This is a genomic window from Paeniglutamicibacter selenitireducens, from assembly GCF_051550675.1.
Classification (GTDB): domain Bacteria; phylum Actinomycetota; class Actinomycetes; order Actinomycetales; family Micrococcaceae; genus Paeniglutamicibacter.
Window position 1 is genome coordinate 179,782 of the sequence record NZ_JBPULF010000009.1, and the last position, 11,446, is coordinate 191,227.

Annotated in this window: 14 protein-coding genes; 4 read left to right on the plus strand and 10 right to left on the minus strand. The window is 66.3% G+C overall.

The window, feature by feature from the left end:
* Positions 1-53: 53 nt before the first annotated feature.
* The 3 genes from ACSYDW_RS15550 to ACSYDW_RS15560 are packed head-to-tail and all read right to left on the minus strand — an operon-like array spanning position 54 to position 3,689.
* Entirely contained in the window at positions 54-1,124 is a 1,071-nt protein-coding gene (locus tag ACSYDW_RS15550) for an ABC transporter permease (protein WP_438339642.1), read from the minus strand.
* Positions 1,117-2,169, minus strand: coding sequence for an ABC transporter permease (locus tag ACSYDW_RS15555; protein WP_438339643.1), 1,053 nt, complete (start codon positions 2,167-2,169; stop codon positions 1,117-1,119). Before ACSYDW_RS15555 ends, ACSYDW_RS15550 begins: the two co-directional genes overlap by 8 nt.
* Positions 2,166-3,689, minus strand: coding sequence for a sugar ABC transporter ATP-binding protein (locus ACSYDW_RS15560; RefSeq protein WP_438339644.1), 1,524 nt, complete (start codon positions 3,687-3,689; stop codon positions 2,166-2,168). The genes ACSYDW_RS15555 and ACSYDW_RS15560 overlap by 4 nt, the downstream gene beginning before the upstream one ends.
* A gap of 192 nt (positions 3,690-3,881) precedes the next feature.
* Here ACSYDW_RS15560 and ACSYDW_RS15565 point away from each other — a divergent pair, with 192 nt between their 5' ends.
* Positions 3,882-4,895 (plus strand): LacI family DNA-binding transcriptional regulator, encoded by a 1,014-nt coding sequence (locus tag ACSYDW_RS15565; protein WP_438339645.1) that lies wholly within the window; start codon positions 3,882-3,884, stop codon positions 4,893-4,895.
* 24 nt (positions 4,896-4,919) lie between these two features.
* Here the strand turns inward: ACSYDW_RS15565 and ACSYDW_RS15570 are convergent, their stop codons facing one another.
* From ACSYDW_RS15570 to ACSYDW_RS15580, 3 genes are all read right to left on the minus strand, one after another.
* The gene (locus tag ACSYDW_RS15570; protein WP_438339646.1) at positions 4,920-5,207 is read right to left on the minus strand and encodes a MoaD/ThiS family protein; all 288 of its coding nucleotides are present in this window, start codon (positions 5,205-5,207) and stop codon (positions 4,920-4,922) included.
* 2 nt (positions 5,208-5,209) lie between these two features.
* Complete coding sequence (locus ACSYDW_RS15575) at positions 5,210-6,313, minus strand: WD40/YVTN/BNR-like repeat-containing protein (RefSeq protein WP_438339647.1); 1,104 nt, start codon at positions 6,311-6,313, stop codon at positions 5,210-5,212.
* Between the two features lie 65 nt (positions 6,314-6,378).
* Positions 6,379-7,044 (minus strand): HAD-IA family hydrolase, encoded by a 666-nt coding sequence (locus ACSYDW_RS15580; protein ID WP_438339648.1) that lies wholly within the window; start codon positions 7,042-7,044, stop codon positions 6,379-6,381.
* 84 nt (positions 7,045-7,128) lie between these two features.
* On the opposite strand from ACSYDW_RS15580, the gene ACSYDW_RS15585 reads away from it, so the two are divergent.
* Complete coding sequence (locus tag ACSYDW_RS15585) at positions 7,129-7,557, plus strand: YybH family protein (RefSeq protein WP_438339649.1); 429 nt, start codon at positions 7,129-7,131, stop codon at positions 7,555-7,557.
* Here ACSYDW_RS15585 and ACSYDW_RS15590 read toward each other — a convergent pair.
* Complete coding sequence (locus tag ACSYDW_RS15590; protein WP_438339650.1) at positions 7,554-7,889, minus strand: YnfA family protein; 336 nt, start codon at positions 7,887-7,889, stop codon at positions 7,554-7,556. The two genes, ACSYDW_RS15585 and ACSYDW_RS15590, sit on opposite strands and share 4 nt — an antisense overlap.
* An 84-nt stretch (positions 7,890-7,973) precedes the next feature.
* Here ACSYDW_RS15590 and ACSYDW_RS15595 point away from each other — a divergent pair, with 84 nt between their 5' ends.
* Positions 7,974-8,423 carry an SRPBCC family protein gene (locus ACSYDW_RS15595; RefSeq protein WP_438339651.1) on the plus strand — a complete coding sequence of 150 codons (450 nt, stop codon included), beginning with the start codon at positions 7,974-7,976 and terminating at the stop codon, positions 8,421-8,423.
* On the opposite strand, the gene ACSYDW_RS15600 is transcribed toward ACSYDW_RS15595, so the two are convergent.
* The 3 genes from ACSYDW_RS15600 to ACSYDW_RS15610 form a co-directional block, all read right to left on the minus strand.
* Entirely contained in the window at positions 8,420-9,196 is a 777-nt protein-coding gene (locus ACSYDW_RS15600) for an SDR family oxidoreductase (protein WP_438339652.1), read from the minus strand. The two genes, ACSYDW_RS15595 and ACSYDW_RS15600, sit on opposite strands and share 4 nt — an antisense overlap.
* 173 nt (positions 9,197-9,369) lie before the next feature.
* Positions 9,370-9,864 carry an FBP domain-containing protein gene (locus ACSYDW_RS15605; protein WP_438339653.1) on the minus strand — a complete coding sequence of 165 codons (495 nt, stop codon included), beginning with the start codon at positions 9,862-9,864 and terminating at the stop codon, positions 9,370-9,372.
* Positions 9,865-10,164: 300 nt separating this feature from the next.
* Positions 10,165-11,019, minus strand: coding sequence for a formylglycine-generating enzyme family protein (locus ACSYDW_RS15610; protein ID WP_438339654.1), 855 nt, complete (start codon positions 11,017-11,019; stop codon positions 10,165-10,167).
* A 251-nt stretch (positions 11,020-11,270) separates the two neighbouring features.
* On the opposite strand from ACSYDW_RS15610, the gene ACSYDW_RS18970 reads away from it, so the two are divergent.
* A partial coding sequence (locus tag ACSYDW_RS18970) for a pyruvate dehydrogenase E1 component-related protein (RefSeq protein WP_497198341.1) occupies positions 11,271-11,446 on the plus strand: 176 nt, incomplete at its 3' end.

Below are 11,446 nucleotides of genomic sequence, written 5' to 3' on the forward strand. Positions count from 1 at the left end.
CTTCCTCGGTGGCGGGGGTCCGCCGGGTTGCGTGTGTGGTGCGGAACGGATTGCTAGTTGACCGTGGGTGCGGTCGCTTCGCCGGTGATCTGCCGACGTAGTTTTCGGTCGTGCCGCCAGGTGGATATGGCGGACGAGATGCTCGGTGCAATGACCGAGGCAATGAGCAGGAGCCCCGTGACGGTCACCAGGACCACGTCGGAGACCCTGCCCAGGCGCAGTGCGTAGTTCAGCGAGCCGATGAGCAGCACGCCCGCGAGCACTCCGGGGATCGATCCCTTGCCGCCGAAGATCGAGACCCCGCCCAGCAGCACCGCGGCGATCACGGTGAGCTCGAGGCCCGAGGCGTTGTCGCTGCGGGCGCTGGTGTAGCGCAGGGTCCAGAAGATGCCGGCGGAGGCGGAGACGACACCGGAGGCGACATAGAGCCAGAACTTCGATTTGCCGACGTCGATGCCCACGAAGTGCGCGGCGTCCTTGGAGTAGCCCATGGCGTACAGCCCGCGGCCGAAGGCCGTCTTGTGTAGCAGCAGCCCGAAGAAGAGCACCACCACGAGGACGGGGACGACCATGACGGGGATTCCCGTGGTGCCGATCTTGGAGGAGGCGAAGGCGGTGATGTCCTTGGGGAAGTTCGCCACCGCGTTGTCCCCGATGGTCACCAGGGCCAGGCCCCGGAAGAGGGCCAGCGTGCCGATGGTGACGGCCAGCGAGGGCAGCCCGACGAAGGCGATGAGCACCCCGTTGAAGACGCCCGCGAGCAGGCCGACCAGCAGTGCAATGCCCATGGAGATCCAGATGTCCGCCCCTCCGGCCCACATGACGCCCATGACCGCCGAGGAGAGCCCCGCGATGCTGGCCACCGAGAGGTCGATCTCGCCCGTGATGATGATCAGGGTCATGGGCATGGCGATCAGCAGCGTCGGGATCACGTCCAGGAGCAGGAACCCCGTGGTGACGGGGGAGGCGAAGCGCGGGATGGAGACCATCGCATAGAGCAGGAACGCCACGAGGATGTAGGCCATGATGGCATCGCGGCCGGTGTACCAGCGGGGTCCGCGGCTCTCTGCGGTTCCGGGGAGGGCCTGGCTGGTGTCGACTGTTGCGGTCGCTGACTCAGACATTGCGACCCTCCTTTTCTCGCAGGTTCTTGGCGTGGCGCAGGGACGCCAGGCGGTCGATGAGGATGGCGGTGATGATCAGGATGCCGACGATGGCCTGCTGCCAGAACTTGTCCACGCGCAGCGCCGTCAGCGAGCTGGTGATGGTGTTGAGCAGGATAGCGCCGATCGCCGCGCCGATGACGGTCCCGCTGCCGCCGAAGATCGCGACGCCGCCGACCACTGCGGCCGCGACCACGTCCAGTTCCAGGCCGCTGCCCGTGGTGGCCCCGACGGCGTTGAAGCGGCTTGCGTAGAGCACCCCGGCCAGGCCGGCCAAGGAACCGTTGATGAGGAACGCCGTGAACACGCGGCGCGAGACGTTGATGCCGAAGAGCTTTGCCGCCTCGGGATCGGACCCGATGGCGTACAGGTCGCGTCCCGGCCGGGTTCCTGACATGAAGACCGCCAGGACGACGACAACGATGACGGCCAGCAGGGTGATGATCGGCATTCCCAGCACGGTGTCCACGGAGAGGTTTCCGAAGGCTTCCGGGCGGTCGCCGGCGAAGTGCTGTTTGGGGCCGGCCCACGCGTTGTTCAGGCCGCGGAACACGTAGAGCGTGCCCAGCGTGATCACCAGCGAGGGGACCTTGGCCCAGACCGTCAGCAGGCCGTTGAAGGCGCCCAGTGCCGCGCCGAAGGCTATGCCGATGAGCAGGACCAACGGGATGGGCATGTTGGGTGCCGAGGAGAAGATGGTGCCGGTGCCGAAGGCGACGAGTCCCAGGATCGAGCCGACTGACAGGTCGATGTTTCGGGTCACGATCACCATGGTTTGGCCTGCTGCAAGAAGCATCATGATTGTCGCGTTGAGCATCAGGTCCTTCATGCCCTGCGGGGAGAGGAAGAGCGGGTTGATGACGGTGGTGATGATGACCAGCGCGACAAGCGCCACGGTGACGGGGAACTCGCGCAGCTTGAGCAGCGAACCCAGTCCGAAAGTGCGCGGGCCGGGGCCCTGCAGGTGCGGGGCATCGTTGCCGGTGCTGAGGGACGGGGCGCTCATGAGTGGTTCTCCTTGGAAGCGGTGGCCGCGTGCATGACCGATTCGGGGGTGGCTTCGGATCGATCGAGGTGGGCGGTGACAAGGCCCTCGTGCATGACCAGGACCCGGTCCGCCATGCCCAGCACCTCCGGAAGTTCGGAGGAGATCATCAGGATCGCCATGCCGTGCCCCGCCAACTCGTTGATCAGCCGGTGCACCTCGGACTTGGTTCCCACGTCGATGCCGCGGGTGGGTTCGTCGATGATCAGCACCTTGGGTTCGGTGGCCAGCCATTTGGCCAGCACGACCTTCTGCTGGTTTCCCCCGGAGAGCGTGGATACCGGCTGGTCCATGGAGGACGTCTTGACCTGCAACTTGCGGCTCCAGGTGGCGGCGGTCCGTTTTTCGGCGCGTCCGTCGATGAGCCCGAACCGGCTGAACCTGTGGCGCAGTGTGAGTGCCGCGTTCCGCGCCACCGAAAGATCCATGACAAGGCCCTGCTTGCGGCGGTCCTCGGGGACGAATCCGATGCCGGAGGCGATCGCCGTCTGCGGGTTTCCCGAGGGCAGCGCCTTGCCGGCGACGGTAACCGTTCCCGCATCCCGCTTGTCGATGCCGAAGATCGCCCTGGCCACTTCGGTCCGTCCGGCGCCGACCAGCCCGGCCAGGGCCACGATCTCGCCGGCCCGGACCTCGAAGCTGATGTCGCTGAAGACGCCCCTTCGCCCGAGCCCCTCCACGGACAGGACCGTGTCGCCCAGGGTTGACTCGGTCTTCGGGAACAAGGTGTCGACGTCGCGGCCGACCATGTCGCGCACGATGCGTTCCACGGTGACCTCGGCGGTGAGGTGCGTATCGATGTAGCGCCCGTCGCGCATGACGGTGATGCGGTCGGAAAGGTCCATGACCTCGTCGAAGCGGTGCGAAATGAAGAGGATTGCCGCCCCGCCGTCCCTCAGGGACCGGGCGACCTTGAAGAGCCGGTCGACTTCCGTGCCGCTGAGCGCGGCCGTCGGTTCGTCCATCACCAGGACCTTGGCGTCCAGGGAAATGGCCTTGGCGATTTCAATGAGCTGCTGGTCGGCGATGGACAGGCCCTCGGCGCGGCGGGCGGGGTCCATGGGTACCCCGAGGCGTTCAAACAGTGCGGATGCGTTCTTGCGCATGCGCGAGTGGTCGATGAGTCCGAGGCGGTTCTTCGGTTGGCGGCCGATGAAGATGTTCTCGGCCACGGAAAGATCGGGAAACAGGGTGGGCTCCTGGTAGATCACCGAGATGCCCATGGCCTTGCTGTCGGCCACCGACTTGAACGCGCAGTGCTGGCCCGACACCGTGAACTCGCCCGTGTCGGGTGCGTGGACTCCGGCAAGGATCTTGACCAGGGTGGACTTTCCTGCCCCGTTTTCCCCGCACAGGGCCACGATCTCTCCGGCGCGAAGTTCGATGGTTCCGTCTGCGAGGGCGACAACCGGCCCGAACGTTTTCATGGCTCCGTGAAGCGACAGGGTCGGGGCGATGTCACCGACCGTGGAATGTTGCATGGGATGCGCGCCTTTGCGGGTTGATGAACGGGAGAGTCTAAAATGAATCGTTTCAATTGAACTGTGGCCTAGATCATAAGCAGGAGGTTTTGGACGCGTCAACCATTGGGGGCGAAATTGCCGGAAGAATTTTGATTCGTTTCAATTGTGCAGCTATGGTGAGTCCAACAACCTCTCAAGGCAGGAGCACTCGTGGTTTCCGTAAGCGTCAAGGACGTTGCCCATCTGGCCGGTGTATCGGTCGGCACTGTTTCAAACGTGCTCAACCACCCGAACCGTGTCTCCCCGGCAACGGTGGAGCGCGTCAACGCGGCCATCGCCAAGCTGGGCTTTGTCCGAAACGCCGCAGCCAGCCAGCTCCGGGCGGGCATGAGCCGCAGCGTCGGGCTGGTCGTCCTGGATTCCGCCAACCCGTTCTTTGCCGAACTGGCGCGGGGCGCGGAGGACCTTGCCGCAACGCGAGGGGTCAGCGTCCTGGTCGGCAACAGCGGAGAGGACCCGGGCCGCGAGGAAACCTACCTGGACCTCTTTGAGGAACAGCGGGTACGGGGAATCTTGCTCTCACCCGTCGGGGACATCACCCCGCGCTTGGAACGACTGCGGTCCCGCGGGATCGCCACGGTGCTGGTCGACCGGCACACCCAGAACACCTCGTTCTCCTCCGTTGCCGTCGACGACATCGCGGGGGGATTCATGGCGGCGGAACACCTGGTCCGGATGGGCCGCAAGCGGGTCGCGTTCGTGGGCGGCCCCATGCACATCCGCCAGGCGGCGGACCGCCTCGAAGGCGCACGGAGGGCGCTGATGGCCGCAGGGTTGCCGGAACCCGAGGTCCTGGAGGTCCCGTCGATGTCGTTGACAGCCGGCCGGGACATGGGGCAACGCCTTGCCGCGCGGAACCCGCGTGATCTGCCCGACGCGGTGTTCGCCGCGAACGACATGCTGGGCTTGGGCGTGATGCAGGGACTGCTGGTCAACACGACACTGCGTGTCCCCGAAGACATTGCCCTGATCGGCTACGACGACATCGCCTTCGCCGAGTCTGCGTTGGTTCCGATGAGTTCCATCCGGCAGCACGCGGCCGACCTGGGCCGCCAGGCGATGGAGCTGTTGCTCGAGGAATCGATGGCGACGGCTGGCTACACCCATCGCCAGGTGGTGACCTCCCCGTCGCTGGTGGTCAGGGCCTCAACGCAGAAGCGCTAGCCGGGGCACGCGTGCCTCGCGTTGTCAGCCCCCGGCCACCGATTGCATGATCATGACCGTGGCGCCGGCGGGCAGCACGGAGTCCAGCCCCTGAAGCGAGCGGATGTTGTCCGGCCCGATGAAGACGTTCACGTAGCGGCGCACCTGCCCGCGTTCATCCCTGACCCGGCGGGCAAAGAGCGGGTAGGCCTCGTCGAGCTCATCGAGCAGCGTGCGGATGCTCGAGCCTGCCGGAAGGCGGGCCTCGAGCCGCCGGTTGCCGCCCAGCGCGGTGGCAAGCACCGAGGGAACCTCCACCTGGATCGTCTGCATGCTCAGGCGCCCACGACCACTGCCGCGCGCACGCTCAGCACGTCGGGAAGCCGTTGGGCGACGGTGTTGAAATGCGCCCCCTCGTCCGGGCTGGCGAAGACCTCGCCGCCGCGGGTCCCGAAGTACACGCCGACGGACCCGGGGTTGTCATCCACGGCCGCCGCGTCGCGCAGCACCGCGTTGAAGTCGGGTTCCGGAAGCCCGGCATGCTGTTCCTCCCAGGTGTCCCCGGCGTCGGTGGAGCGGTACGCGGAGAGCCGCCCGCCCACGGGGTTGCGCTCCTCTGCGCCCTTCAACGGGATGGTCCAGACGGTGCCGGGGGTGCGCGGATGGGAGAGGAACACGAACCCGAAGTCCGCAGGAAGCCCCTGCGCGATGCTTGTCCACTCGTCGCCGGAGTTGTCGGTGCGGTAGACCCCGCCGTGGTTCTGCGCGTAGAGCCTCTCCGGGTTCCCCGCATCCGCGGTGATGTGGTGGACGCACTGGCCAAACTCGGGCCACGGGTCCGGGAAGAAATCGGCCTTGATGCCCTTGTTCCGCGGCTCCCAGGAGGCGCCGCCGTCGGTGCTGCGGTACACCCCGCCGGTGCTCATCGCTGCGTGGACGACGTTCGGGTCTACGGCATTGGGCACGATGCTATGCACCGCGGCCCCGCCGAAGCCGGCACCCCATTCGCTGCGGTGCGGGTGGTCCCAGAGCCCGCGGTTGAGCTCGAAGTTCTCCCCGTCGTCGGTGGACTTGAACACGGAAATGGGTTCGCAGCCCGCCCAGACGACTCCCGGGCGCTCGGCGGTGTCCGGGCGGATGTGCCAGACGCGGGCCAGCGCCGTGTCGGTGTCCTCGGGGAACTTCACGGCGCCCTGCTCGGTCTCGGACCAGGTGGCACCGAGGTCGTCGCTGTGCACCACGGTGGGGCCCCAATGCCAGTCGTTGACCCCCGCGAAGATCCGGGTGCGTCCGCCGCGGGTGTCGATGGCGACGGAGGGGACCTCAAGGGTGGTGAAATGCGGTCCGGTGAGCGTCCAGTCCTGCCGGTCCGGGCTCGTGGCCAACCAGAGGCCCTTCTTGGTTCCGATGGCGAGCACGGTGTTTTGGTCGTTGTCCATGGGAAACAGTGCAACACCGCCCGGTGCCGAATTCAAGGGCGCGGCGGCCGGCAGGCACGATGTCCTCAACGGGCTTCGGCGGACCTGATGAACCCGTCCTCGAAGCGCAAGCCGGTGTAGTCGTTGATGCGCGAAAGGCGTTTGGTCAGCGGGGATTCGTGGGTTCCCACGACGACGGTGGTGGCCCCCGAATTGACGGCGGCCTGCAGCCCGGCCGGCGCGTCCTCGAAGGCAACGCACCCGGAAATGTCCACGCCCAGCTCCGCGGCGGCCCGCAGGTAGCCCTCCGGCGAAGGCTTGCCCGCGATGACGTCCTCCGCGGCAACCAGCACCTCGGGGACGGGCAGGCCGGCGGCCCGCAAGCGGGTTTCGGCAAGCCTTCGCCCGGCGGAGGTGACGACGGCGTGCGGTGTGTGTCCCAGCCGCGCCAGGAACGCCCCGGCGCCGGGGACCTCCCGGATTCCCTCCACCCGTGTCACCTCCCGGGCCTCGAGCCCGGCGGCAATTCCGGCCAGCTCGCCGGTGGAACCGGGCAGGAACCGGCGCAGCGTGTCCAGGGTCTGGCGCCCGTGAGAGAACGCGAGCAGTTCGGCGATGTCGATCCCGTGCTGCCCGGCGAAGTCCTTCCACAGGTCCTCCACGGCCGCCGTGGAATCCACGAGGGTGCCGTCCATGTCGAAGAGCAGGGCGCGGGCCTTCAGCGCGGGGAACGGCGGGGCTTCCGGAACCATGCGGCAAGCCTAACCGGTGGGCCCGGGGTGTAGCATCGCCTGCAGGCGGCAGGGCTGCCGCACCCGGCAGAAAGGACTTCCCTCATGAGTGTTGTCGTGGACCCCGTGGGCGGGTTCCTTGAGGCGTACGCCGCGGCGGTGTGGGACAGGGACGCCGAGCGGTTCCTGCGCCTCTACGCGGACGAGGTGGTGGTGTTCGACGCGTGGGACCAGGCCGAGTACCGCGGCCGCGATCAATGGGCGCCGGTGGTCGGGCAGTGGTTCTCGTCGTTGAACGGGGAAAGGGTCGAGGTCTCCTTCGGCGAGGTGCGGGCCGTGGACGGCGGCGACGCCGCGTTCGCCTCGGCCCGGGTGACCTATGCCGGGATCTCGCCGGAGGGCGAGAGGCTGCGCTCCGTCACGAACCGCTTCACCGTTGCGCTGAAGCTGTCGCAGGGCCGGTGGGAAGTCGCCCACGAGCATTCCTCCCTGCCCGTCGACGCGGAGACCGGCAAGGCTGTTTTCGGTTCCTAGGCGCTGCGCGGGCCGTACATGATCAGGGCCACGCCGCCCAGGGCGACGGCGGCACCGGCGATGTCCCAGCGATCGGGCCTGAAACCGTCGACCAGCACGCCCCAAAGCAGCGAGCCCGCAACGAAAACCCCGCCGTAGGCGGCCAGGATGCGCCCGAAATTCGCGTCAGGCTGCAGCGTGGCAACGAATCCGTAGAGCCCCAATGCGATTGCCCCGGCCCCGATCCACAGCCATCCGCGGTTCTCCCGGATGCCCTGCCAAATCATCCAGGCGCCGCCGATTTCCAGCAACGCCGCAACCCCGAAGAGCAGTACCGATTTCAGTATGGTCATGCGTTCCATCATTTCACCCGTACGGGGTCCGGACGGGGGACCCGGCATTCGGTTCGGCAGCGGATTAGCGGTAACCTCGTGCGCATGGATATGGGACAACTCGTACTTGAACATGAATTCTCCGTGCCGCGCCCCGCACTGTGGGCGGCCTTTATCGAACCCGAGATCCTGGCCGAGTGGTTCGGCCCCGAGGGCTGGGGTGTGCACCTCGACACCGTTACCATCGACCCGCGCGTCGGCGGCGTGCAGGAATTCGTCATGCACTCGCTCGAGGACCCGACCCAGACCTCCCCGGTCCAGGCGAAGTTCACCGAGGTGCGCGAGCACGAGCTGCTCGTGGGCGAGGACGGGCCGCACGAGATGACACTGAACCTGGTCATCGAGCTGAAGGTGGAGCTTTTTGACCGCCCCAACGGTTCCCTGCTGAAGATTACCCAGGGCCCGCTGCCCGAGGAAGTTCTTGCGCCGGCGCGTGCCGGGTGGGAGTCCTCCTTCACCAAGCTGGAGCGCTTGTTCGCGGAGTTTATGTCCTAGCCCCTGCCGATGAACGGCATGCCGGCGGCAGTGATCGTGACCTGGTTCAACGAGGTGTTGGCGGGGGCGCCGGCGATGAACTCGACGGTCGCCGCGGCCTGGTCCAGGTCGAAAGTCGGTTCCACCCGTCGACTCCCGTCGGCCTGAAGCGCCCCGGAGGTTGCCCCGACGTCCTGCATCATCTCGGAGGCGGCGTTGCCGATGTCGATCTGGGAGCAGGTGATGCCGTGGGCACGACCGTCCAGCTCGATGGACTTCGTCAGGCCCGTGATGGCGTGCTTGGTGACGGCATAGGCGACCGTTGCCGGGCGCGGAACCTGGGCGCTGATCGATCCGTTGTTGATGATCCGCCCGCCGCCGGTGCCCTGCATGTGCCGGAAGGCCGCGCCTGCGCAGTACATGGCACCGCTGAGGTTCACGGCGCAGACCTCCTGCCATTGGGCCGGGGTGAGTTCGCCAATGTTTGCCGCAGGCCCGAAGACCCCGGCGTTGTTGAACAGCACGTCGATGCGCCCGAATCGCTCGATGCCCGAGGCGAAGAGGGCCTCCACGGCCTCCGGGTCCGTGACATCGGCGCAGACCGCCAGGGCACGTGGATGCCCTGCGGCGGTCTCCAGCAGCGGCTGCTCCCGTCGGCCGGCCAACACCACGTTCCACCCCGCCGCAAGCATCCGGCGCGTCACGGCCCGGCCGATGCCCGAGCCTGCGCCGGTGACAAGGATGGTCCGGGAAACAGCGTGTGCGGCTGGTTCCTGGGTGGATGAATCGAACATGCGGGAACGTCCTTGAGGGTCGGTGCCGGTGGGTTTCCCCGATCCTACTGTTCGAAATATCGTGGGCGCATGTAGGTTACGGACGTGAAATGTGTACTGGTTTTCCGGTCCGCCCCCGTCTCCTGATGAGAGGGGTGCTTGGCGCGGCCGAGCATGGCCGCGCCAAGGCTCTTCTACTTTTCGCCGTCGCGAACGCGCTGGGCGAAGTTCTGCACGTGGTCCTGCAACACCTTGATCCGGTGCGCGATGGCCGCCTCGCGGTCAAAGCCGATGTAGGGCAGGGATTGAGGTGTGCGGACATTGGCCGAACATTCGAACTTTTCACACACCAGCGTGCTGATGGTGTCGCCATTGCGTCCTGCAGGGCCCGCTTGCTTGGCGTTGAAGAACGTCACGTCGTTGGGCAGGTTCACGTCCTCGCACCATGAGCATTGCGGTCGGTTTCGGTTCTTGCCTTCGGCCTTGCGGAACATGATGCCAACCGGTTCGTCGGCAAGGAACGTCACCACGTAGCCCACGAGCGGGAGTTTTTCATCGCGCCAGCCGAGGAAATCCATGTTCGCCCAGTCCAGTTCATCGAAATTTTCCGGAAGGGTGAGGGACTTGCGCTCGCGCAGGGATGCGTTGATGAAGGAATTGCGGATTTGCTGTTCGGTGATCGGAAGCATGGAAAAGGTGCCTGTCTGTCGTGTGTGCTTCACAGCCGCGGCTGGGTACGAAGCAGTGATGTCATGCGGGTGGGATAGGAACCGTCGGGTTGCCGGTGCTTGGGTCGAGACCGATCGACGGAACGTAGCGCGCCGGAGCGCACGGGAAATTCATCCGGGGACGACAGTGCTATCTCGAGCCGGCGGTAAAGACGCCGGCTACCTCCAAACGCCCGGAGGGCACGTCGGATGGGATAAGCGATGACATGGGAAAAACTATACGCCCGCCCGGGGTGCAGAGGCATGCGGGGGAGGTGCGTCTCACGTGTGGTCAGGGTCCGGGCTGCGATGGAGGAGGCTGCGCAATGGCGTCCACCCGATGGGCAGGGGGCCGCGGATATCCGCGCGCTGCCGGTCGACCTCGGCCGACCACCCCTGGGCGGCGGTAGCACCGGGCCTGCCGACCGAGCCGCGGGCTACTCGGAACCCCACGTCTTCCAATACCGCATCGGGCGCGCTGCCCCGGCGTACCGACGCGCGGCAGCTCCACGCCTTGTCCGCCCACCCGCCGCCGCGAAGGCTGCGGTAGTCGCCGTACCGTGACGTATCGGCGTAGTCCCAGCACCATTCCCAGACATTGCCGATCGTGTCGTGGAGGCCGAAGCCGTTGGGTTGCTTCAGCGCGACGGCTTGCGGTTCGTGGACATGGTCGGCGGCGGTCCAGGCGATGTCCGCAAGGTCGCCGTATGTTGCTCCGGTGGTACGCGCTCGACAGGCCCATTCCCATTCGGCCTCCGTGGGCAGCCGGTATCCGTCGGCTCCGGGATCCCAGGCCACATTCCGGCCATGCAAGGTGTAGGCCGGAGTCAGTCCTTCGGCCGTTGATGCGTTGTTGCACCAGCGGACCGCATCGAACCATGTCACTGCGTGTGCGGGAATTGTGCCCGATGGTCCGGCCTGGTGTTCCGTTCCCGACCACTGGTTGAGCGTGATCTGGGTGGTTCCGATGTCAAAGGCCCGAAGGGTGACGGAACGGGTCTCTTTGGTTCGTGCGTCCCGCATCGTCAGGGTTCCCGCCGGGATGGCCGCGAGTTGGACTTCCACGGGCAGCGCATGGGGCGGGGGCTTCGGGAAGACCGCGCGGAAGGCGGCACCGTCGCCCGGGGTTCGGGTCATGGAGGCAAGTCTTCCGTGCCGGCGGGTCGATGCCAAGCTGCCGCCACAAACCGGAAGCGGACCGACCAATTTCACGGATCGGATGCGGGAGAAACCCTATGGTCAATTCATGACGTGCCATTGACTTCTTCGCTTGTGAGACGGTTCACTTAATCTTACTATACGAGAGACAAATATCGCCTAGCGAAATTCGCGAAGCTAGGGTGTGCGTGAAGATCCGCCACACCCATCCCACATCGAAGGGCGTCCAATTGACCATCATTGATGACTTCCAACTAGCATCGACCCGCGATCCGGAGGAGACCGCCGAATGGCTTGAGTCCTTCGATGCCATGCTGCGGGTACGCGGCACCGAAGCGGCCCAGGGCATCATGACCTCGCTCATGGGTCGTGCGGGACAGTCCAGTGTGAACCTGCCGCTGGTCCA